19 protein-coding genes are annotated in these 22,461 nt (G+C 42.5%); 10 read left to right on the top strand and 9 right to left on the bottom strand.

Going from position 1 to position 22,461, the window contains the following annotated elements:
* Window positions 1-9: 9 nt before the first annotated feature.
* The 9 genes from ACFSJY_RS18415 to ACFSJY_RS18375 all read left to right on the top strand — a co-directional run bounded on the left by ACFSJY_RS18415 (window position 10) and on the right by ACFSJY_RS18375 (window position 10,307).
* Window positions 10-1,017, top strand: coding sequence for a DUF58 domain-containing protein (locus ACFSJY_RS18415; protein WP_386037874.1), 1,008 nt, complete (start codon window positions 10-12; stop codon window positions 1,015-1,017).
* Window positions 1,005-1,508, top strand: a complete 504-nt coding sequence (locus ACFSJY_RS18410; RefSeq protein WP_386037871.1) for a DUF4381 domain-containing protein — start codon at window positions 1,005-1,007, stop codon at window positions 1,506-1,508. Before ACFSJY_RS18415 ends, ACFSJY_RS18410 begins: the two co-directional genes overlap by 13 nt.
* Complete coding sequence (locus ACFSJY_RS18405) at window positions 1,505-2,509, top strand: vWA domain-containing protein (RefSeq protein ID WP_386037868.1); 1,005 nt, start codon at window positions 1,505-1,507, stop codon at window positions 2,507-2,509. Before ACFSJY_RS18410 ends, ACFSJY_RS18405 begins: the two co-directional genes overlap by 4 nt.
* Complete coding sequence (locus tag ACFSJY_RS18400) at window positions 2,506-4,350, top strand: VWA domain-containing protein (RefSeq protein WP_386037865.1); 1,845 nt, start codon at window positions 2,506-2,508, stop codon at window positions 4,348-4,350. Before ACFSJY_RS18405 ends, ACFSJY_RS18400 begins: the two co-directional genes overlap by 4 nt.
* Window positions 4,344-6,002, top strand: a complete 1,659-nt coding sequence (locus ACFSJY_RS18395) for a BatD family protein (protein ID WP_386037862.1) — start codon at window positions 4,344-4,346, stop codon at window positions 6,000-6,002. The genes ACFSJY_RS18400 and ACFSJY_RS18395 overlap by 7 nt, the downstream gene beginning before the upstream one ends.
* Before the next feature lie 74 nt (window positions 6,003-6,076).
* Window positions 6,077-6,643: a sigma-70 family RNA polymerase sigma factor gene (locus ACFSJY_RS18390; protein ID WP_386037859.1), complete on the top strand. Its 567-nt coding sequence runs from the start codon at window positions 6,077-6,079 to the stop codon at window positions 6,641-6,643.
* Complete coding sequence (locus tag ACFSJY_RS18385; protein WP_386037856.1) at window positions 6,636-7,349, top strand: DUF3379 family protein; 714 nt, start codon at window positions 6,636-6,638, stop codon at window positions 7,347-7,349. Before ACFSJY_RS18390 ends, ACFSJY_RS18385 begins: the two co-directional genes overlap by 8 nt.
* 112 nt (window positions 7,350-7,461) lie before the next feature.
* On the top strand, window positions 7,462-8,922 hold the full coding sequence (gene putP / locus ACFSJY_RS18380; RefSeq protein WP_386037853.1) for a sodium/proline symporter PutP: 1,461 nt from the start codon (window positions 7,462-7,464) through the stop codon (window positions 8,920-8,922).
* A 164-nt stretch (window positions 8,923-9,086) separates the two neighbouring features.
* Window positions 9,087-10,307, top strand: coding sequence for an EAL and HDOD domain-containing protein (locus ACFSJY_RS18375; RefSeq protein ID WP_386037850.1), 1,221 nt, complete (start codon window positions 9,087-9,089; stop codon window positions 10,305-10,307).
* Between the two features lie 68 nt (window positions 10,308-10,375).
* On the opposite strand, the gene galE is transcribed toward ACFSJY_RS18375, so the two are convergent.
* The 9 genes from galE to ACFSJY_RS18330 all read right to left on the bottom strand — a co-directional run bounded on the left by galE (window position 10,376) and on the right by ACFSJY_RS18330 (window position 20,607).
* On the bottom strand, window positions 10,376-11,386 hold the full coding sequence (galE, locus tag ACFSJY_RS18370) for a UDP-glucose 4-epimerase GalE (RefSeq protein WP_386037847.1): 1,011 nt from the start codon (window positions 11,384-11,386) through the stop codon (window positions 10,376-10,378).
* A gap of 24 nt (window positions 11,387-11,410) precedes the next feature.
* Complete coding sequence (locus tag ACFSJY_RS18365) at window positions 11,411-12,370, bottom strand: DHH family phosphoesterase (protein ID WP_386037844.1); 960 nt, start codon at window positions 12,368-12,370, stop codon at window positions 11,411-11,413.
* A gap of 5 nt (window positions 12,371-12,375) precedes the next feature.
* Entirely contained in the window at window positions 12,376-12,975 is a 600-nt protein-coding gene (cysC, locus tag ACFSJY_RS18360) for an adenylyl-sulfate kinase (RefSeq protein ID WP_386037841.1), read from the bottom strand.
* A 1-nt stretch (window position 12,976) separates the two neighbouring features.
* Window positions 12,977-14,710, bottom strand: coding sequence for an SLC13 family permease (locus ACFSJY_RS18355; protein WP_386037838.1), 1,734 nt, complete (start codon window positions 14,708-14,710; stop codon window positions 12,977-12,979).
* Between the two features lie 103 nt (window positions 14,711-14,813).
* On the bottom strand, window positions 14,814-16,229 hold the full coding sequence (cysN, locus tag ACFSJY_RS18350) for a sulfate adenylyltransferase subunit CysN (protein ID WP_386037835.1): 1,416 nt from the start codon (window positions 16,227-16,229) through the stop codon (window positions 14,814-14,816).
* Window positions 16,230-16,283: 54 nt separating this feature from the next.
* Window positions 16,284-17,183, bottom strand: a complete 900-nt coding sequence (gene cysD / locus ACFSJY_RS18345) for a sulfate adenylyltransferase subunit CysD (RefSeq protein WP_386037832.1) — start codon at window positions 17,181-17,183, stop codon at window positions 16,284-16,286.
* Between the two features lie 137 nt (window positions 17,184-17,320).
* Window positions 17,321-18,217, bottom strand: coding sequence for a UTP--glucose-1-phosphate uridylyltransferase GalU (gene galU, locus ACFSJY_RS18340; protein WP_386037829.1), 897 nt, complete (start codon window positions 18,215-18,217; stop codon window positions 17,321-17,323).
* A 32-nt stretch (window positions 18,218-18,249) separates the two neighbouring features.
* Complete coding sequence (locus ACFSJY_RS18335) at window positions 18,250-19,257, bottom strand: NAD-dependent epimerase (RefSeq protein ID WP_386037826.1); 1,008 nt, start codon at window positions 19,255-19,257, stop codon at window positions 18,250-18,252.
* A 3-nt stretch (window positions 19,258-19,260) separates the two neighbouring features.
* A complete protein-coding gene (locus tag ACFSJY_RS18330; RefSeq protein WP_386037823.1) occupies window positions 19,261-20,607 on the bottom strand; it encodes a UDP-glucose dehydrogenase family protein in 1,347 nt (448 codons plus the stop codon).
* A gap of 284 nt (window positions 20,608-20,891) precedes the next feature.
* Here ACFSJY_RS18330 and ACFSJY_RS18325 point away from each other — a divergent pair, with 284 nt between their 5' ends.
* Window positions 20,892-22,379 carry a peptide MFS transporter gene (locus ACFSJY_RS18325; protein ID WP_386037820.1) on the top strand — a complete coding sequence of 496 codons (1,488 nt, stop codon included), beginning with the start codon at window positions 20,892-20,894 and terminating at the stop codon, window positions 22,377-22,379.
* The last annotated feature ends 82 nt before the right edge of the window (window positions 22,380-22,461 follow it).

The raw sequence follows: 22,461 nt of genomic DNA, 5'->3' as shown, positions 1-22,461 counted from the left end.
CGTTAGATAATGAAGTGGTTTTCCCGCTCAAAAGTTGAAAACAATACACCATCTGTCGAACAGGTGTTAAGCCAGCTGCACACGGATGGTGTACACCTGACCATTCAGGAGTTATTGCAGTATCAGAGCAAGGCAGGTTTGATAGACCTAAAAGCCAGTAAAAACCAACAATCTAAGATGGCCGGCAATTACTTAGCGCGATCAAAAGGTCGTGGTATGGAATTTGACGAAGTGCGTCATTATCAACATGGCGACGATATTCGTGCTATCGACTGGCGCGTAACTGCTCGCACAGGTAAAACCCATACCAAACTTTTCCGTGAAGAAATAGAAAGACCCGTGCTAGTGGCAACTGATTTTAGCCAAAGCATGTTATTCGGCACTCGCTTGCTTTGTAAGTCTGTTCAAGCCGCACATCTTGCCTCATTAGTTGCATGGCATGCCAAGCAACGTGGAGACAGACTAGGCGGCATAGTTTTTAACGAATCGGCTCATATTGAATGCAAGCCTCGCTCCCGTAAACAAGGGGTGTTGCACTACCTTCATACATTGCAGGAAATTCATCAACTAAGCCTAACTCAGCAAGAACCTCTCACTCATCAAACGGCAGTGTCTGCTTTTGAAGAAAACTGCCAACGATTACGACAAATAGCAAAGCCAGGCAGCTTGGTTTACCTGATCACTGACGGCAATGGTATTTCAGAGCAAGGTGTACGGCATTTGTCGATAATCAGCCGTCACTGTGAGTTAGTAGTGGCTATGATTGTCGATCCTCTTGAACAAAACCTGCCAGATGTTGGCTACCGTTTAAATGTGGCAATGACAGATGGTGAATCAAGACAGCAATTCACCCTCGGTGACGCAAAAATTAAACAGGCGTATCAGTTAAAAGCACGTAAATTGATGAGTGGTAAGCAAGGCCTGCTGCAAAAAGCAGGAGCACGTGTTTTTACCATATCTACTGATAGCAGCATCGAAGCTCAATTGACGGATGGAGTAAGCCATTGGATCCGTTAGCTCAATTAAATGATATTCATTTACCGCAGCAAATTCACAATTATCCAGTAGCAATTGGCTGGTGGATATTGCTGGCATGCATTATTGCGTTAGTTATCTACATCACAATGAAAGTCAAACAGCATAGACAACGTGTAAAAATCAAAAAACGTATTCTTGTTGAATTGGCAAAATCGACATCACAAGAGCGCAGCAGTGAACTACTAAAAGTAGCACTGATACATTATTTTCCAAGAGCACAAGTAGCGAATCTGCATAGTTCTGGATTAGTGACATTTATGCGTGACCATATTCCAGCTAGCAAAGCTGCAGAATTTGAAACGCTTTCTTCGGACCATTTTTCTTCACTTTACCAAAAAGGTGAGAACAACAATGTTGCCGCCTTCAATAAAGCCCTCATGTATTGGGTTAGTCATGCACTACCAACTAAGAAAAAACATGCCTTGAAAAATGAAGAAGCAATGAAAGGTCACATAGGAGCAAAATCATGATTGAGTTTGCTTGGCCATATTTATTAGCGCTACTTCCACTGCCGCTACTAGTATATCTTTTACCCGCCAAGAAAAATGCCTCAGCTGCCGCACTGCGTGTACCTGCAATCGTAACGGGCAACGATTTATCCAATAACGCGCCAAATAAAAGCAAGCTTTCTTTAGTATTATTGACTCTAATTTGGATACTCGTTGTTATTGCGGCAAGCAGACCGCAATGGCTTGGAGAAGCGGTAGACATCCCCACCGAAGGCCGTGAAATGATGATAGCGGTCGACTTATCTGGCAGTATGCAAGTTGAAGATATGGAGCTTAACGGTGGTACCGTTAATCGCTTACAAATGCTAAAAGTACTGCTTGGTGAATTTATTGAGCGTAGAGTTGGCGACCGACTGGGACTTATTCTTTTTGGCGATGATGCATACATGCAAACGCCCATGACCTTTGATCGCAAAACCGTAGCGCAAATGCTAGACGAGACCGTTCTTGGACTTGTAGGTAAAAAAACTGCCATTGGTGATGCTATTGCACTGGCTGTAAAACGCTTTGAAAGTAAAAAAGAGTCTAATCGAGTGCTTCTTTTACTGACTGACGGGCAAAATACAGCTGGCAAGATCACCCCAGAACAAGCACTTGAACTCGCTGTTGCTAAAGGTATTACTATCTATACTATCGGTATTGGTGCCGACGAAATGTTACAGCGCTCACTGTTTGGTGTGCGCCGAGTAAACCCTTCAAGTGAGCTTGATGAGGAAACCCTAATAAAAATTGCTGATCAAACCGGCGGGCAGTACTTCAGAGCGCGCGACAGCCAATCAATGACACAAATCTATGAGTTGCTCGATAAACTAGAGCCTGTAGAACAAGATCAGCAACAAATGCGGCCCTTAAAAGCATTGTTCTATTATCCAATGACTGCAGCACTTGCGCTCGCTTTTGCGTATTTGCTGTGGCTTAATTTGGGCACACGTTTATTAGACCGACGAGGAGCGATGTCATGATGGAAAATTTCCATTTCATTCGCCCCTTATGGCTATTGGGTTTGCTGGCATTGCCATTATTAGTGTGGTTGATTAAACGCATTCAAGTCAGTCAATCTGGCTGGCAGCGAATTTTGCCTGCTCATCTGTCAAAACAAATGATAGAACCTGGCGCCAATGGTAAATCCCTTTCTGTGTTGCCCGCGGTAGTACTCTGGGTACTAAGCATCGTCGCACTGGCCGGCCCTGCGTGGGAAAAACTTCCACAGCCTGTCTATAACATTGAGCGCGGTTCGGTATTGATCATGGACATGTCTTATTCCATGTTCTCAACAGACTTGTCACCCAATCGTTTAACGCGTGCACGCTTCAAAGCAATCGACCTTCTAGATAATATAAATGAAGGCGATATAGGTCTTGTCGCCTATGCGGGCGATGCCTTTGCTATTAGCCCGCTAACAGAAGACATTAACAACATAAAACTTTTCTTACCTGCTTTGAGTCCTGACTTGATGCCTGAGCTTGGCAGCAACCCACTGGCTGCATTGCATTTGGCGCACGATATGCTGGCTAATGCAGGCCATATTGAAGGGGATATATACTGGTTCACCGATGGCATTGATAGGGAAGACATTGAAGACTTAACCCAGTGGTCAGCTGAGCATCAACATACCGTCAACATTCTTGGCATCGGAACACCATCTGGTGCCCCTATAAAATTGCCGAATGGAGAATTACTTAAAGACAACAGCGGCGCCATTGTCATTCCAAAACTTTCCGAAAAACTACTTTATGGTGTTGCAGTTAACAGCGGTGGTTCCTATCAAACTATTCGTAATGACATTTCGGATATTAAGCGATTGATCACAAAAAATATTGAACAAGCAGAGCAAAAGGCATCAGAAAACGAGCAGCAAGGTGACCAATGGCAAGAAGCTGGCCCTTACCTGCTGTTACTGGCGCTTCCATTGCTACTTCCTTATTTCCGTAGAGGCGCATTAGTCGCACTAGTCCCCTTGCTTCTGCTACAACCGCAACAAGAGGCATATGCGTTAGATTGGCAACAATGGTTCAAAACAAAAGATCAGCAAGGACAAGAAGCATTTAACAAAGAAGAATATGAGAAAGCGGCAAATGCTTTTGAAGACCCTTTATGGCAAGGTGCTGCGCAATATAAAGCTGGAAATTACGAGGCGGCACTGGAAGCCTTCAAACACGGAAGTGACGCTGACGCTTTGTATAACCAAGGTAATGCATTAGCAAAAATGCAAAAGCTCGATGAAGCAATTGAGGCCTACGAGCAAGCGCTACAACAAAACCCCGAACATGTCGAAGCAACAGCCAATAAAGCTTTGCTGGAGCAATTGCGAGATCAACAGCAAAATCAACAAGGTAACGATCAACAACAAAGTGACTCTCAAGAACAACAGGAAAACGAACAACAACAAGGCGGTGATCAAAACCAGTCACAAAATGATTCGCAAAACAGCAGTGAATCTGACGAAGGCCAACAGAATAATCAAGAAAATGGCAGTGCTGACGCTGAGCAAAATCAAAACGATGAACAGCAAAATAACCAAGACGCCACAGATCAACAGCATGAAGAGAACAACACTCAAGAGAATGAGCAGCAACAAAGTGCTGAACAATCTCAGCAAGAAGCAGGTGAAGCTGAGCAACAGGAAAATGCACAACTAACCGAAGCTGAGCAACAAGCGCAGCAAGAGCAAGAACAAAAGCATCAACAACTACTCAAAAAAGTGACTGATGACCCCTACCGACTGCTTCGTGAAAAAATGAAGTTGGAATATCAAAAACGTCGTCATCAAGGCAGTAGTAACGGAGACAAGAAAAAGTGGTAAGAATATTTCTAGGCTTTATTTTATTTATATTTACTTCTTACACTTGGGCCTTAACACAAGTTACCGCAACAGTAGACCGTAACCCGGCGGTGGTTAATGAATCATTTGTACTCACCACTATTGCAGATGATGATGTTGATACTAATGCGCTAGATACGAGTGCATTAGAAAATGATTTTGTGGTGGTGCGTACCTCAGTGAGCACACAAACAAGTATCATCAACTTTAAAACCTCTCGTACGACAAAGTGGCAAACGTTGCTTATTCCGAAGCGAGCAGGCAATATCACCATTCCCGCATTAACAATTGAAGGTAAGCAAACCTCCCTTATTTCTTTGACAGTGCTAGAACCCGGTCAAGCAGGCACTTCTTCACAAAAAGATGTATTTATCACCACCGCAATTTCCAACAACGACGTTTATGTTCAACAAATGGTCACGTTAACCATTAAACTGCATTTTGCAGCAGAACTAAAGCGTGGAAGCCTGACTGAACCGGCACTAGAAGGCGCCTCAATAGAACAGGTGGGTAAAGACAAAGAAAGCGAAACTACCGTCAACGGCAGAAGATACCGTGTCATTGAGCGTTCGTTTTCTATTATCCCGCAGCGTAGTGGAGAGTTTTACCTGAGATCTCCAATGTTTTCAGGTGAAATATTGGTTCGCTCAAATAGCCGCTCTAGTTTTTTAAGTTTTGGCGATAGTAAAGCAATCAGTGTGTTGGGTGAGGAGTTGCCGATCACAGTGAAGCCTAAACCTACAAGCTATTCAGGACACTGGCTACCAAGTGAATTGATGACACTACATCAAGAATGGCAACCTTCAGGTTCCAGCTTTAAAGTGGGCGACCCAATTACCCGTACAATTACATTGACTGCCGTGGGCGTGAGTAAAGAGCAACTTCCAGAGCTCGAACTTGCCCTTCCAACGGGGTTAAAGGTATACCCAGATCAGCAAACAACGCACGCGAATATTACCAATGGACGCTATGTTAGCCAGAGTGTCAGTAACTTTGCAATTGTAGCGACTAAGCCTGGCGAGTTCACACTACCTGCCGTGCAAGTGCCTTGGTGGAATACGATAACCAATCGTATGGAAACAGCAACATTGCCCGCTCAAACGATTAACGTTGAGCCAGGTGAACTATCAGAACAACGCAGCTTTGTACCGCCAACACAAACGCTAGCTCAGCCAGAAAGTTACAACGCGACAGGTAACGTAGAAACCGTTTATGTAACGCAAAGTTCTTGGTTACAATGGCTTTTCTTAGCACTGTGGTTATTAACCAGTCTCGCGTGGTTCATTACTTACAGAGTATCAAACCGTTATGACGCTACTTCAGATAAGCCAGTTGACGCCAGTAGTGCACAATTGTCGCTTATGGCCGCATGTAAAAAGAATGATTCGTCTGCCGTGCTTAGTATGATAGTCCCTTGGTTTAACCAAAAAACCGCTAGCAACGCCAAAACTATCGCAGATGTGATCGCGCAATGTAACAACAAACCTTTGATATTTGAGCTGCAACAACTTCAAGCCAACCTATACAGTAAAAATACTGCTCATTGGCAAGGTACAAGCCTACTCAAAATTATTTCTCAGTTTGCGCCTGCACATTCCGAAAAAGATATTCAAGATATCAAACTAAATCCCTAATTTAGTTTTAATTTTTCTAGTGTACTGTCAGGTAAAGGGTATAATTTTAATGACCCTGCCTGACAGGAAGAAAAATGTTAGAAAAATTTCGAAATAAAAATTCGACTGCCAAGGTCTCTAGTGGCATGAGTACAAAACAAGTTAGATACGAAGCCCTAGTTAAAGCCTTGCACGCTGACTTATATCGTTATGCCTACTGGTTAACGCACGACAAACAAGTGTCGGAAGACTTAGTGCAGGAAACCTTTTTACGCGCGTGGCGTGCCTTAGACTCTCTAAAAGACGAAAAGGCTGCAAAGTCATGGTTAATCACTATTTTACGACGTGAAAATGCTCGCCGATTTGAACGCAAACGCTTTGATATGGGGGAATATGAAGAGTCGTCAATAACAGATTCTGTATCACCTAGTTCAGAACAGGAAATCGAGAATCACTGGCTGCGAGAAAAAATCGCGCAGCTTCCAGAAGAATATAGAGAGCCTCTGGTGCTACAGGTGATTGGTGGTTTTAGTGGTGAAGAAATCGCTAAAATGCTCGATCTCAACAAGAATACGGTGATGACACGCCTTTTCAGGGCAAGAAATCAGTTAAAAGACGCTCTGGATAACGAGCCATTGAAAAGAGGTACATACAATGGATGATCTACAATTTAGACGCAGCTTATACGCAGATCCAAAGAGTAAAGATCCGGAGCTAGCAGATGCAAAAAATGCAGATGCGTCGCGTCAGCAGTTTGCCAAAGAACTTGAACAACTGGATGAAAAGATTGCAAGCGCGCTTGATATTCCAGTACCTGAAGATCTCAGCAACAAACTCATATTAAGGCAAGCTATGGCGAGCCATCGCCAAGATAAGCGGAAGACTCGCATTCACTTAGCTTTGGCAGCATCCGTCGCTTTTGTTGGCGGATTAACATTGAACTTTTTACAGTTTTCGAGTGCTTATAACAGCCTAGGCGATTATGCGTTAGCTCACGTTTATCATGAAGAAGGTGTATTTAGTAATGCTGATGTTAATCGCGTTTCGATGACAACATTGAATACGAAAATGGCTGCCTTTAACGGAAGCTTCACTGGTGCTATTGGTGAACTTATCTCTGCTGATTACTGTCGATTTGACGGTGTGAAGAGCTTACATCTTGTATTTAAAGGTGCTAATTCGCCAGTCAATGTATTTATTGTGCCAGAGCGTGATGGTGTTGCTTTCTCTGAGCAATTTAGTGATAGCCTTTACAAAGGACAATCAATAAACGCTGGCAGTAATCAAGTGATCGTTGTTGGTGACAAGTCAGAGCAGTTAAACAAATGGCAGGAGAACCTCAGTAAAAACGTGCGTTGGTCTACTTAATTAACGCTACCTAACCGTCGTAACATTTTGTAACTCCATCGCCAAATGCTGGCTGTAAAAAATCATTCTTGTTAGCATGTTGTGTTAAATAACACTAGCAAGAATGATTTAAATGAGCATAGCCCTTCCAACCTTGGTTACCTTTATTGGGTACCTCCTCGCCACTTTAGCTATTGGCTTTATTGCTTACCGAGCCACAGACACGCTAAGTGACTACATTTTAGGTGGCCGTCAATTAGGCCCTGCCGTTACGGCACTGAGCGTTGGCGCATCAGATATGAGTGGCTGGCTGTTACTTGGCTTACCGGGGGCTATTTATCTTTCAGGGGCAAGTGAAGTCTGGATAGGCGTGGGCTTAGTTCTTGGTGCCTATATTAATTGGTTACTCGTTGCTCCTAGATTGAGAAAATTTACTGAAAACGCAAACGACTCACTTACTCTTCCTGAGTTTTTTGAAAATCGTTTTAATGACACCTCTCACCTGCTTCGATTTATCTCAGCCATCACCATTATTGTATTCTTCACATTTTATGTATCATCGGGTCTAGTCGGCGGAGCGATACTGTTTGAAAAAGTGTTTGGTTTGGAATACACCACGGCCTTAATCATTGGCGCCGTTGTCATTGTCTCGTACACTTTCCTCGGTGGGTTCTTGGCGGTTAGCTGGACTGACTTTTTCCAAGGCTGCTTAATGCTTGTTGCACTTATTTTGTTACCTATCGTCGCGATAAATACACTTGGTGGTTGGGAATCTACGAACGAAATACTTGCTACTGCTAACCCTGACTATGCAAACTTGTTTAAAGATTTCAGTTGGCTGGGCTTTATATCGCTTATGGCCTGGGGTTTAGGCTATTTTGGTCAGCCGCACATACTGAGTCGCTTTATGGCAATTCGCTCAACAAAAGACATTCCACTATCACGCAACATTGCTATGGCCTGGATGGTGCTATCTTTGTTTGGTGCATTGGCAATTGGTTTAGTTGGTTTGGCCTATTTCGTTGACGCACCGCTAGCTAACCCTGAAACGGTATTTTTACAACTTGCTTCAGCAATTTTAAACCCATGGGTAGCTGGCGTACTGATAGCTGCAATTTTATCAGCCATCATGAGCACGATAGATTCTCAATTATTAGTCTGCTCTAGTGTCATTGTTGAAGATTTTTATAAACACCTCGTGAATCGAGATGCCAGTGAAAAAGAACTTGTTTGGCTGTCGCGTCTTTCATTAGCAGGTATCGCTGTTTTGGCAACGGTAATAGCGACCAATCCAGAAAGCTCGGTATTGGATCTAGTCAGTTATGCATGGGCAGGTTTTGGTGCTGCATTTGGACCAACAGTACTACTTGCACTATTCTGGTCGAAGTTTAATAAGTTCGGCGCTATCGCTGCCATTGTCAGTGGTGCTGCGGTCGTTGTTATCTGGAAACAATTAAGCGGTGGTATGTTCGACTTATATGAAATTGTGCCAGGCTTTATCGCAGCTTTTGCAGCAGGTATTGTTGTCAGTAAATTTGTTGATCGTGATAACGAAGAGCCGGAAAAAATATTCGCCAAACTAAATGCGGAATAATTAACCAATTCCGTAAAAAATCAGACAAACTAATGGCTATCTGACACTGATTATTTTATATTCCGTACATACGGTGTTAGTTAGCCATTTTCTGTTATAACAACGATATACGCGGCAAAACCAATGCGTTAAAAGAAAATGCATCGCAAGGATTTTATCTTACTATGTACTTTTATGCGGCCAGACAGCCCATTTTAGATAAAAACAAGAATCTATTTGCTTACGAGCTGCTGTTTCGTGACAGCATCGATAATATTTTCCCTGATATTGATGGTGACGAAGCAACAACAAAAATGATTGAAGCCAGTAAATTCAACATGGGCATCCATGAATTTACGGGTAACAAGCCTGCTTTTATCAACTTTACCTTAGAAACATTGAGCAAAGGTTACCCAACCATGCTTACCAATGAGGAAGTGGTAGTTGAAGTACTTGAGACAGTAAAGCCAGGCAAAAAGCTTCTTGCGTTGTGTAAAGAGTTGCATGAGAAAGGCTATACGCTAGCACTAGATGATTATGAGCACCAAGCGGTTTGGGCGCATTTTTATCCTTACGTAAAAATTATTAAAATCGATGTACTCGAAACGAGCATTGAAGAAATAAAAGTGATTAAGGAAGCTATTGCAGCTCACCCACATATACAACTCCTTGCTGAAAAAGTTGAAACACACGAGCAGTACAACCAAATGGTTGAGTTGGGTTTTGAGTATTTCCAAGGTTTCTTCTTTTCAAAACCAGAAATGGTTAAAACAAAAAGCCTTTCACCGTCTCAAATGGCAATGGCGGAGCTACTTTACGAAACAAGTAAGCCTGATTTAGATCTAGCAAACATTACTGCTGTGTTTGAACGTGACGTCTCTCTGTCCTACAAGCTCCTTCGCTATGCTAACTCGCCAATTTTTAGACGTCGTAGTGAGATTTCGACGATCAAACAAGCGTTGGTCATTTTAGGGTCAGGAGAATTAAAACGTTTCCTAGGCTTGATGTTCGCCGCAAACGTTAACCCGAATAAGCCTACAGAGCTTATTAATATGTCGATGACGCGCGCTAAATTCTGTGAGCTGGTAGCAACCAAGCTTGGTGGGCAGTACGACGCATCTATCGCGTTCTTAACGGGCTTACTATCGATGATTGATGCAATTCTCGACGAAGATATAGAAAGCGTTCTAGAAAAGCTGCCTCTGGCTCAAGAGATTAAAGATACGTTACTGACTCGCAAAGGCGTGATGGCTGCCTTAATCAAACTTGTAGAGTGTGTAGAACACGCGGAGTGGAGTAAAACCAATATCGTCATAGAAAAGCTTCATATCGATAAAGAACAATTAATTGAGTGCTACAACGAAGCCTTAGCATGGGCAGATGAGCAAGCACAGCAAGTGACTTAGCTTACTAATTGTTATAAATAATAAAAAAGCGCTCAATGAGCGCTTTTTTGTGCGTAACTTTCTATTTTTTATTCATAACCGTTTGGGTTATTTGACTGCCAACGCCATGTATCCTCAATCATAGCGTTTAAGTCTAACTTTGCTTGCCAGTTTAGCGCTTTAGCCGCTTTATCAGCATGAGCAAACACTGTCGCAATATCCCCTGCACGACGAGGCGCTATTTTAAAGGGAATATCTCTACCGCTAACACGCTTGAACGATTCAACAATTTGTAATACGGAAGTACCATTCCCTGTTCCTAAGTTAATCGCATGGCAACCATTATGCGCATCAATTTTCTCAAGTGCTTTTACATGCCCTTGAGCTAAATCAACCACATGAATGTAGTCACGCACGCCTGTTCCATCTGGCGTGTCGTAATCATCACCAAATACGTTCAATTCAGCTAAGCGCCCTACTGCAACTTGTGCTACGTATGGCAACAGATTATTCGGAATACCATTAGGGTTTTCGCCAATCAATCCTGACGCATGGGCACCAATCGGGTTAAAATATCGCAAATTAATGATTGACCAATCACTATCACTTTTCGCTAAGTCGACCAATATATTTTCAATCATCAGCTTTGTTTGGCCATAAGGGTTGGTAGCTGAGGTTGGCATTGATTCATCGAGAGGCGAGACGTTATTTTCGCCATACACGGTAGCTGATGAACTAAATACCAACTTTTTGACGTTATGATCTGACATTGCTTGGAATAGAGTCACAGAACCAGAAACATTATTGTGGTAGTAACTCAATGGTATTTGATTCGATTCACCCACAGCTTTTAATCCAGCAAAATGCACCACTGCTTCAATTTGATGCGCAGTGAACACTTTGTCTAGATCATCTCGATTGCAAATATTGCCCTCAACAAAAGCTGGGCGCTTGCCACAAATTTTCTCAACGCGTTCAAGTACCTTAACAGACGAATTTGCCAAGTTATCGAGAATAACGACCTCATGACCAAGTTCTAATAGCTCTACAACGGTATGGCTACCGATATACCCTGTACCACCTGTTAGTAAATACTTCATAATCCTTCTCTCTATTCGTTGTGGTTAGTTCGCATAGTAACTGACTAACACGTCGATAAATGTATTCAGCTGTGACAACTCTAATTTATTTATGCCTGCCGCTGCAGCTCTGCCACCACCAGTAGCAAATTGAGTCACGACTTTATCTGCACCTTGTTTATTGTTGAGTGGCGCTCGAACACTGACGGTGTATGTATCATCGCTATTCAATGTCAATACGCCATGCGCCTTATCAGGTGATTGATTCGCTAAATCATTTCCCAACACGCCACTAACACGCCTTGCCCATGCTTCATCTGGAAGCTCAATGATCTTAGCAATATCACTGTCATGGTGAATCTTTGCAGCCGACGCATTCAACATATCATATTTATATGATTTTTTCAGCATAAAGAATACGGAATCTTCATTGTCTTTTAATGACAACGGATTTTCATATTGCACTAACTCTTTAAAAAGTACAGCAGGTTCAACATGTAAATCACTAACACTGCGTCCATACCCATTGTAATTCACATAAATTCCAAGCTCTTTAAGGAAAGCTCTGTCTTCAACAGAAACCTGATGTTTATCAGCTAAAGTTTCTGCGGAAGCGGTCATGTTATCGCCATATGCTGCGGCTATTGCCCATAAATAAAAGCGACCGCTTAAATGTTCATTAACTAATAGCGCGGTACATGTATTGGGATCTAAATCGATAGTAGCAGTCAACTGCTCTGAACCTGGAATCTCACCGCTACGGTGGTGATCTATATAGGTTACTGGAATATTGGCAGCTAATAACTCAGACAACGCATCTGCGTTCTTCTCCATAGACACATCTAGCACGGTGACCGATGTTGCTTGCGACACATCGACTTGTTGCAGCAAACTGATGTCGCGTTTAACCCCAGTTATCAGTTGACTAACTTTAGGATCTGCTAGCCTCAACTGAACAAGTGCCAATATGCCATCAGCGTCGCCATTAAAAACATCGTAATGCATTTCTCTTATCCCAAGTAATTGTTATCTTGCAGGTAAGCCACTATTTGCGCAGCACACTCTTCAATAGAGAATTCAGCCGTTTTAATATGAAGCTCAGGCGACACTGGCACATCGTAAGCCGAATCAATTCCCGTAAAGTGCTTTATTTCGCCTGCCCGTGCTTTTTTATATAGACCTTTTGGATCACGCTGCTCGCAAACATCAATTGGTGTATCAATAAACACTTCGATAAATTCTCCGTCAGCTAAAAGCTTTCTTGCCATGTCACGATCTGACGCAAACGGAGAAATAAAAGCAGTTGAGACAATGAGTCCTGAATCAATAAACAGTTTAGACACTTCGCTAATGCGGCGAATATTTTCTACTCTGTCTTCATCACTAAAACTTAAATCGCCATTTAAACCATGGCGCACATTATCACCGTCCAATAGATATGTATGTTTACCTTGCGCAAACAACATTGCATCTACTGCATTTGCCACAGTTGATTTTCCAGAACCACTCAAACCGGTATACCAAAGTAAACAAGGACGCTGTCCTTTGATAGTTGCACGTTGTTGTTTTGAGATATGTTGGTCATGCCAAACAGTATTTTCAGTTTTCATATTAACCACTAAAAGGGAAGATTATCGGGATCATAACAATGACCACCGCTGAATACGTTAACGAAATCGGTAAGCCAAATTTGACAAAGTCCGCTAACCGATAGTTACCCGCGTTATACACCATAACGTTAGTTTGATACCCATAAGGGCTGATAAAGCTGCCACTAGCGGCAAACGCTACCGCCATCACAAAAGGTAATGGGCTGGCATCTAGGCCTATTGCCATATTATATGCAATGGGAAACATTAACGCCGCAGCTGCGTTGTTGGTAACCAGCTCGGTCACGATTAAGGACAAAATAAAAATCAACGCAAACGCGACATAGATACTTTTACCATCAAGCATTGATTCTACATTCGTCGCCATTAGTTCCGCTAAGCCACTGTTTTCCATCCCCTTGGCTAACGTGAGTGCGCTTAACACAATCATCCAAATTTCTAACGGGAACCGTCGCTTTATTTCATTGACGGTTAAACACCCCGTGAACACTAAGATAGCGACAAAAAACATGAGACACTTTAATAGTGACAATGACGTAAAAACAGACAATGCGATGGCCGTAAAGAAGCCAACAACACATAGATTGTTCCGCCAGCCAGACAGCATGTTATCCGGTTGATGACCAGACAATATAAAGAAGTTCTTTGACAAGTTGGTACGGGAGCTAAAGTCGTTACCAACGGCTAGCACAAGAAAATCGCCCGACTGAATAACAATTTCACCCAATTTTCCTGAAAGTGTCTCCCCTTCTCGTCTAATCGCCACAACTGCTGCATCAAAACGAGCACGAAATCCTGCACTTTTGAGACTCTTTCCAATTACTGACGAATCTGGCTTAATGACTACTTCGGTCAAGTTGTCACGCAACAAACCATCTTGCTCAGCGAAAAGCGTCAGGCCATCAAATTGCTGCAACGTTTTCACTTTTGAGATGTCGCCAGTAAAAATCAGTTTGTCTTTGGCTTGCAAGACCTCCTCAGGCGTAACAGGCGAGATTAACCTGCCCTTTCTGACTACCTCGACGAGGAACAGCGAGTCTAGATTACGTAAACCGTTTTCCTCAACGGTTTTCCCTAATAAGCTTGAGCTATCACTCACTTCTGCTTCTAACAGATATTCTTTGGTTTGAAGTGCTTCCTCAGCAATGTTTGGTAAGCTAGGTAAACGTATCAGTATTAACACCAAACAGATTGCCAGCGCCGTTAGCCCAACCGCGGTAAAGTCAAAGAAGTTTAAACTTGTACCACTTTGCTCGATAAACATACTGTTTACCAGTAAGTTTGTCGATGTACCGACTAGGGTTAAGGTACCACCAAGAATAGCAACGAATGATAATGGTAGTAGTAATTTACCTGGATTTATCAAGGTATTGTTTTTAATCGTATTGATCAGGCTAGCAACAACAGCAGTGTTATTCATAATTGCCGAGGCAAACGCTGCACTCAATAGCGTTCGTAAGGTTGATTTAACCTTAGAGCCGCTTATCAATATATTAGATAACTTTCGAAGCAAGCTGGTTCGTTCAAAAGTGAAAGAACAAAACACGAGTAATATTAACGTTACCAAGCCGGGGTTAACGGCATTTTTCAATATATCGTCGGTTGAAACGAGCGAGGCGAGAAGGCAGACCAGAGTAGAAGTAAAAAAGACGCGCTCTGGCACCTTTTGAAACTTTATCAGCCCAATAAAGGTCGCCAAAAATACAGTCAGCATAAACGCTTGCATAGCGGTCATAGGTGAATCCCTGCGAAATGTATTTTAAAAATGGCTTCAATGTTAAGCACTTACTATTGCGCAATGCATACGCAACAGCAAGTGTTAGCACTGAAAATTAAGGCTATTTATTGAAAAGGTTAGAAATGTCTCTCGCACCCCAGTGTGGGAAATGCTTACGTACTAGCGCATTGAATTCAATTTCAAACGCTGAGTATGTTTGAGTATCATCCTGCTCTGTCGCATGGTTTATCATGCCTGCACCAACTGTTACATTGGTTAGACGGTCAACGATGATAAATGCACCTGTTGACGGGTTAACATCATAAGGGTCGAAATGAAGTAGTTCAGAAACTTCAAAGTTAACAGAGCCAATTTCATTTAACGATAACGTATTCGAATCCGACTGCTCCATTGTGTTCACATCGGTTCGATGTACGACTTTAGAAACATGACCTGTAGTGAGTTTACTGCCGTGTTTGATATAGTACTCACGGCCTGTCTCTAACGCATCTTCGTGCATCCATACAACGGAAGCATTGAATTCTTTAGACGACTCGACCGTGCTACCTTTTCGCACAATCATTTCGCCGCGGCTGATATCGATTTCATCCTTAAGTGTGATCGTCACAGCTTGGCCTTGCTCAGCGCGCTCTAACTCTCCTTCGAAAGTAACAATAGAAGCAACTTCACTTTCTTTACCCGAAGGCAGAGCAACAATAGTGTCACCAATACGAACCTGGCCAGAAGCCACTGTACCAGCGAATCCACGGAAGTTTAAATGCGGACGATTCACATACTGAACAGGGAAACGGAACTCATTCAACTGATTTGCTGGCTCAACCTTAATGGTATTTAACAGCTTCATCATTGTCGCGCCTGGGTACCAAGGCATGTTTTCACTTTCTTCAACAACGTTGTCACCATTAAGTGCCGAAATTGGCACAAAACGCACATCATCAAAATTTAGTTCTTCAGCGAATTCGCGGTAATCTTTCTTAATTTGTTGGTAGCGATCTTGATCGTATTCGACCAAATCCATTTTGTTCACTGCAACTAACACATGTTTGATACCCAACAATGAACAGATAAAAGAGTGACGACGAGTTTGTACTTGTACGCCACGACGAGCGTCAATAAGAATAATGGCAAGATCACATGTTGACGCACCTGTTGCCATGTTGCGTGTGTATTGCTCGTGGCCTGGGGTGTCTGCAATGATGAACTTACGCTTTTCTGTTGAGAAGTAACGATACGCTACATCAATCGTAATACCTTGCTCACGTTCTGATTGGAGACCGTCAACGAGCAACGCTAAGTCAACAGCTTCACCAGTTGTACCCGATTTTTTACTGTCTTTTTCGATTGCTGCTAGCTGATCTTCGAAAATCATCTTTGAATCATGCAAAAGACGGCCAATAAGTGTACTTTTGCCGTCATCAACGCTACCACATGTTAAGAAGCGGACAAGCTCTTTGTTTTCGTGCTGTTTTAGATACGCTTGAATGTCTTCAGCGATTAAGTCTGATTGGTGGCTCATGGTGCTTTTCCTAAATAAAGTCCTATCAATTGAAAATATGTGGGTAAATTTCGTTTAGAAATAACCTTCCATTTTCTTCTTCTCCATGGAACCTGAAGAGTCATGGTCGATTACACGGCCTTGACGCTCAGACGTTTTCGTTAACAACATTTCTTGAATGACATCAGGAAGTGTCGCTGCTTCAGATTCGACCGCACCTGTTAACGGGTAGCAGCCCAAGGTTCTAAAGCGCACTTTCTTCATCATTGGTGTCTCACCTTCTTCCAGTGGCATACGCTCATCATCTACCATGATTAACGTACCATCTCGCTCAACGACTGGTCGCTCAGCTGAAAGATAAAGTGGTACTATGTCGATATTTTCTAGATAGATGTACTGCCAAATATCCAACTCTGTCCAGTTTGATAACGGGAATACACGAATACTCTCGCCTTTATTCACCTTACCGTTGTAAACATTCCAAAGTTCTGGACGTTGATTTTTCGGATCCCAACGATGTTTCTTATCACGGAATGAATAAACGCGCTCTTTAGCGCGAGACTTTTCCTCATCACGACGCGCGCCACCGAAAGCTGCATCAAACTGATACTTATCAAGCGCTTGCTTTAAGCCTTGAGTTTTCATGACATCGGTATGCTTAGCACTGCCAAAGTCGAATGGGTTCATACCCATTGCTAACCCTTCAGGGTTTTTGTGCACAAGCAATTCAAATCCGTACTTTTCAGCCATCTGATCGCGGAACTGGATCATCTCTTTAAATTTCCAGTCTGTGTCAACGTGCAACAATGGAAACGGAATTTTGCCTGGTGCAAAAGCCTTGCGCGCAAGGTGAAGTAAAACAGCAGAGTCTTTACCAACAGAGTAAAGCATCACAGGTTTATCAAACTCGGCGGCCACTTCACGAATAATGTGAATAGACTCGGCTTCGAGCTTTTGGAGGTGTGTAAGGTTCATAATAGTCTTTACGTGCTAAAACGTTTAATCACTGTCGTGTATTTTGGCACACACGACATTCTTCAACCATATAACAATAAGCTTTAATATAGCTTTTAGTTATTTAAACTGACAAATCTTCGCTTTATATCACTATTTTAAAGTGACAAGCTTTTGAGGTACTCTGCGAAGCGGTCTTTTAATTCTGGGTGGCGTAAACCATACTCAACGTTAGCTTTCATATAGCCAAACTTTGACCCACAGTCATGTGATTTACCCGTCATGTGAAACGCTTCAACGGTCTCATTTTTCATTAACGCTGCTATTGCATCAGTCAGTTGAATTTCATCACCTGCACCAGGAGGTGTCGCTTCAAGCAGCGTCCAAATTTGAGCTGGTAATACATAACGTCCAACAACTGCAAGGTTTGAAGGTGCTTCATCGACGCTTGGTTTCTCAACAACTTGCGTCATTGGTGCAGCATCGCCAGGCGTTAACACCGCGCCACCACAATCAGCAACACCATAACTACTAACCTTATCCATAGGTACAGGCTCTACCATTATTTGGCTATGACCACTCTTGTTGAAACGAGTAATCATTGCAGATAGGTTTTCTGTTTTTTGATTTGCCGTTGAGTCATCCAGAACAACATCTGGCAAGACAACAGCGAATGGCTCGTCGCCCACCAATGGATGCGCTTTTAATACTGCATGTCCAAGGCCTTTAGCTTCACCCTGGCGCACATGCATAATAGTGACGTCTTTTGGGCAAATGGCTTGTATTTCGTCTAACAACTGACGCTTTACGCGCTTTTCTAATGTGGTCTCTAACTCAAAAGACTTATCAAAATGGTTTTCAATGGCATTTTTTGAGGAGTGCGTCACTAAAATAATCTCTTTTAGTCCGGCATCTACACATTCATTGACGATATATTGAATCAAAGGCTTATCTACAATAGGCAGCATTTCTTTAGGAATTGCTTTTGTTGCCGGTAACATACGTGTACCTAAGCCTGCCACTGGGATTACCGCTTTTTTAATTGAACGTGTCATAAACTTCCTTTCTCGTTATTTTTGATTCTTTCTTAAACGCGGTAGAACTCTCGATACCACGTTACAAACTGATTAACACCATCAACCACATCCACCTGTGGCTTAAAGTCTGTGACCTTATACAAGTCACCCACATCTGCAAAGGTTTGATAAACATCGCCTGGCTGCATAGGCATAAAATTTTTAATCGCTGCCTTGCCTATTGCTTGTTCTAATGATTCAACAAACGCCATTAACTTCACAGGATTACCATTGCCAATATTATAAACACGGTAAGGTGCACTGCTGTTCGCTGGGCTTCCTTTCTCTACCGTCCAATCTTGCTGAGCCTGAGGCACTATATCTTGAATTCTAATAATGCTCTCAACAATATCGTCGATATAGGTAAAATCGCGCTGCATATTGCCATTGTTGTATATGTCGATTTGCGTACCTTCGAATATGGCCTTTGTAAATTTAAAAAGAGCCATGTCTGGTCGCCCCCAAGGGCCATATACTGTGAAGAATCGCAACCCTGTCGTGGGGATATTGTATAAGTGAGAGTAGGTATGCGACATCAATTCGTTAGATTTTTTAGTGGCCGCGTATAAAGAAATCGGGTGGTCAACAGAATCTGACGTTTGAAATGGTATTTTACTGTTTAAACCATAAACAGAGCTAGACGAGGCATAAACCAAATGCTCAACGTTAGTGTTTCTGCAGCCTTCCAGAATCGTCAAATGGCCAACCAAATTTGCATCGGCATAAGCCATTGGGTTGTCTATAGAATAACGCACACCTGCTTGTGCCGCTAAATGGATTACCCGCTGAAATTGATGTTGCGTAAAAAGGTTCGCTACACCAGAGCGGTCAGATAAATCCAATTTACAAAACGTAAAACCTTCATGAATGTCGAGTTGCTTCAATCTCGCTTGTTTGAGCGCAACGTCGTAATAGTCGTTGAGGTTATCAATTCCGATAACCTCATGGCCTTGTTCTAGCAGCCTAGCACTGACGAAAAAGCCAATAAAGCCAGCTGCACCAGTTACTAAATATTTCAATGGCTAAGCACTCGTTACCTTAACGCTGTCACCACGCCCGATAGCATAATAGCTAAACCCTTGATTATTAAGGCTTTGCGGGTCGTAAAGGTTACGCCCATCAACAATAACCTTATGAGATAATGAAGAGGCTATTAATTCAAAATCAGGTGCACGGAATTGGCTCCACTCGGTACAGATAATTAATGCATCAGCACCCTGCAACGCTTGTTCCTTGGTACCAACAAGTGTCAAATCATCTCTATTACCATATATACGCTGACACTCTTCCATAGCCTCTGGGTCGAACGCTTGTACATTAGCGCCAGCAGCCCAAAGCGACTCCATTAAAACTCTGCTCGATGCTTCACGCATATCATCGGTTTGTGGCTTAAATGATAGTCCCCAAACAGCGAAAGTTTTTCCTTTTAAATCACCTTTAAAATGGTTATTCAAGTTGCCGAACAATTTTTGTTTTTGACGATAATTAACGCCTTCAACAGCCTCTAGAAGCTCAGGTTTGTAGTCAATCCCATGCGCAGTTTTTACTAACGCTTGCACGTCTTTAGGGAAACAAGACCCGCCATAGCCACAACCAGGGTAGATAAACTGATAACCAATACGCGAGTCCGAGCCTATGCCATGTCGCACAGCTTCTATGTCAGCACCCAACAACTCTGCCAAGTTTGAAATTTCATTCATAAACGAAATTTTGGTTGCAAGCATACAATTGGCGGCATATTTGGTTAACTCTGCAGAACGTACATCCATAAAAATCATTCGGTCATGATTACGGTTAAAGGGTGCATAGAGTTCTCGCATAGCAGAACGCGAACCCTCATTGTCTGTACCTACCACGATTCGATCAGGCTTCATGCAGTCATTAACTGCCGCACCTTCTTTTAAAAACTCTGGGTTTGATACGACATCATAATCGATAGTTTTATTACGCTCGTTCAGCACTTCTAAAATTTGCGCTGAGACCTTATCTGCGGTACCAACAGGTACTGTCGACTTATCAACGATGATTTTGGGCGACTCCATGTATGTTGCTATTGTTTTCGCAACCGCAAGCACGTATTTCAAATCGGCGGAGCCATCTTCATCTGGCGGCGTACCGACAGCAATAAATTGAATAGCGCCGTGCTCAACACCTTCTTTTGCATTGGTGGTAAAATTAAGCAACCCATCTTTGAAAGTCTGCTCAACAATCGGTGTTAACCCTGGTTCGTATATAGGGATAATTCCCTTTTTTAGGTTATCCACTTTGTTTTGGTCAACATCAACACAAACCACGTCGTGACCTACGGATGCTAAAATAGCGGCTTGAACCAAGCCTACATAGCCAATTCCAAAAACTGTAACTTTCATTACCTTAAAAACTCAAAAAACGTAAATCCATATAGATGTAGCTATCATACCCAAACTGGCTCTGTCTTTATAGTGGCCACTTAGCAATGTAGATGAAAAATATTTAACTAAAATTAAAAAGCAAAAGAATTGTTCAAAATGACAGCAAAAGTGAAATTATTGCATAAATATTTCATCTTATATTTCAGTGCCCCGACCTCTCGCCCCTTGCCTTTCGCCCCCCTCGCATGTATAACACGGGCTGTATTTGAAAATAATGATGCATTATTGGAAAGGATAATTATATGAATAACCCTAATACGGGGACTTTTTTAGGTCACCCGAAAGGACTCTTCCTCTTATTTGGTACTGAGATGTGGGAGCGCATGAGCTACTACGGTATGCGCGGTATCTTCGTACTTTATTTAGTGGCATTTGCCAGCAGTTTCGGTTGGGATATGGCGTACTTTGGTATTGATCCGAGTGCAGCTGATGCTCAGCAACAGTTAACAAAAGAATTAAACAAAAATGCGTTAGGCATCTTAGGTTTTTACGCGTTTTGGGTTTATGTAACGCCAGTGTTAGGTGGCTGGATTGCCGATAACCACTGGGGCCAACGCAAAGCAATTATCGTTGGTGGCGTGTTGATGGCATTAGGCCAGTTCTCTCTAGGCACACCGCACGCAATGATCCCAGGGTTAGAAGTCGAGTTTTTATACCTTGGTCTATTCTTGCTTATTATGGGTAACGGCTTCTTCAAGCCAAATATTTCTACCATGGTAGGCGATTTATACGAAGAAGGTGACAAGCGCCGTGACGCTGCATTTACCATTTTCTACATGGGTATCAATTTAGGCTCAATCTTGGGTTATTTCGTTGTTGGTACTATCGGTGAAAAAGTTAACTACCAATACGGTTTCTTGGTAGCAGGCATTGGTATGTTATTAGGTGTAATCTTACAGATGTCTATGTCTAAAAAGTTTTTAGGTGATGTTGGTGTTGAACCGGCAGCGAAAAAGACAAAAGGCAATCAACAAGCATCTAATGCACCTTTAACCTCTGAAGAACGTGATCGTGTGAAAGTTGTATTAATTATGTCTTTCTTCACGATTATTTTCTGGTTAGGTTTCGAACAAGCGGCAGGTTCTATGAATCTATTTGCTAAGCAGAAAACTGATCTGGTTATGTTTGGCTTCGAAATTCCTGCGTCTTGGTTACAGTCTGTAAACCCTATATTCGTTATTTTATTTGCCCCAATGTTTGCTGCTATGTGGCTTAAAATGGGCGAGGCAGAACCAAACTCTCCTAAGAAATTTGCGCTAGGTATGTTCTTCTTGGGCTTGGGCTTTATTTCTATGGTAATGGCAGCTATCCAAATTGGTGATAGCGAAACAGCAAAAGCAAGCATTATCTGGCTAATCCTTGCCTACATGTTCCACACCATGGGTGAACTATGTCTATCGCCAATTGGCCTTTCATTAGTAACTAAGCTAGCACCGCTTAAATACACATCACTACTAATGGGTATGTGGTTCTTCTTCTCTGGTGTTGGTAACTACGCGGCAGCTTGGGTCGGTCAAATGGTTGGTGATGTTGGTCCTTTCGCAGCGTTCATGGGCGTTGCTATTATGGCTTTCGTAGCAGGTATCATTCTATGGTTAATCAGTGGCAAGCTAGTTGACTGGATGCATGGCGCTGAAGACAGCCACCCAACCGACATTGACGAAGCTATTGCTAAAGAAATTGCGGTAACAGGTACTCACGAAGGAGCGCCTGAAAAACATACCTCATAGCTCGTAGAGAGCTACAAAGTTAAGGTTAAAAAAGCTAGTCGCGAAAGCCACTAGCTTTTTTGTTATTTGTCATTCATAAAAG

It is taken from the genome of Thalassotalea euphylliae (genome assembly GCF_042682785.1).
Taxonomy (GTDB): Bacteria; Pseudomonadota; Gammaproteobacteria; order Enterobacterales; family Alteromonadaceae; genus Thalassotalea_F; species Thalassotalea_F euphylliae.
The sequence above is the reverse complement of the archived record's forward strand: the minus strand, read 5'-3'. Positions and strand labels throughout refer to the sequence as shown.

Coding starts and splice junctions, on each gene's coding strand:
- ACFSJY_RS18415 (WP_386037874.1), top strand. CDS start 10: ATGAAGTGGTTTTCCCGCTCAAAAGTTGAAAACAATACACCATCTGTC.
- ACFSJY_RS18365 (WP_386037844.1), bottom strand. CDS start 12,370: ATGCATTACGATGTTTTTAATGGCGACGCTGATGGCATATTGGCACTT.
- galU (WP_386037829.1), bottom strand. CDS start 18,217: ATGACACGTTCAATTAAAAAAGCGGTAATCCCAGTGGCAGGCTTAGGT.
- cysD (WP_386037832.1), bottom strand. CDS start 17,183: ATGAACCTTACACACCTCCAAAAGCTCGAAGCCGAGTCTATTCACATT.
- ACFSJY_RS18330 (WP_386037823.1), bottom strand. CDS start 20,607: ATGAAAGTTACAGTTTTTGGAATTGGCTATGTAGGCTTGGTTCAAGCC.
- putP (WP_386037853.1), top strand. CDS start 7,462: ATGAGCATAGCCCTTCCAACCTTGGTTACCTTTATTGGGTACCTCCTC.
- galE (WP_386037847.1), bottom strand. CDS start 11,386: ATGAAGTATTTACTAACAGGTGGTACAGGGTATATCGGTAGCCATACC.
- ACFSJY_RS18325 (WP_386037820.1), top strand. CDS start 20,892: ATGAATAACCCTAATACGGGGACTTTTTTAGGTCACCCGAAAGGACTC.
- cysC (WP_386037841.1), bottom strand. CDS start 12,975: ATGAAAACTGAAAATACTGTTTGGCATGACCAACATATCTCAAAACAA.
- ACFSJY_RS18375 (WP_386037850.1), top strand. CDS start 9,087: ATGTACTTTTATGCGGCCAGACAGCCCATTTTAGATAAAAACAAGAAT.
- cysN (WP_386037835.1), bottom strand. CDS start 16,229: ATGAGCCACCAATCAGACTTAATCGCTGAAGACATTCAAGCGTATCTA.
- ACFSJY_RS18400 (WP_386037865.1), top strand. CDS start 2,506: ATGATGGAAAATTTCCATTTCATTCGCCCCTTATGGCTATTGGGTTTG.
- ACFSJY_RS18390 (WP_386037859.1), top strand. CDS start 6,077: ATGTTAGAAAAATTTCGAAATAAAAATTCGACTGCCAAGGTCTCTAGT.
- ACFSJY_RS18385 (WP_386037856.1), top strand. CDS start 6,636: ATGGATGATCTACAATTTAGACGCAGCTTATACGCAGATCCAAAGAGT.
- ACFSJY_RS18405 (WP_386037868.1), top strand. CDS start 1,505: ATGATTGAGTTTGCTTGGCCATATTTATTAGCGCTACTTCCACTGCCG.
- ACFSJY_RS18355 (WP_386037838.1), bottom strand. CDS start 14,710: ATGACCGCTATGCAAGCGTTTATGCTGACTGTATTTTTGGCGACCTTT.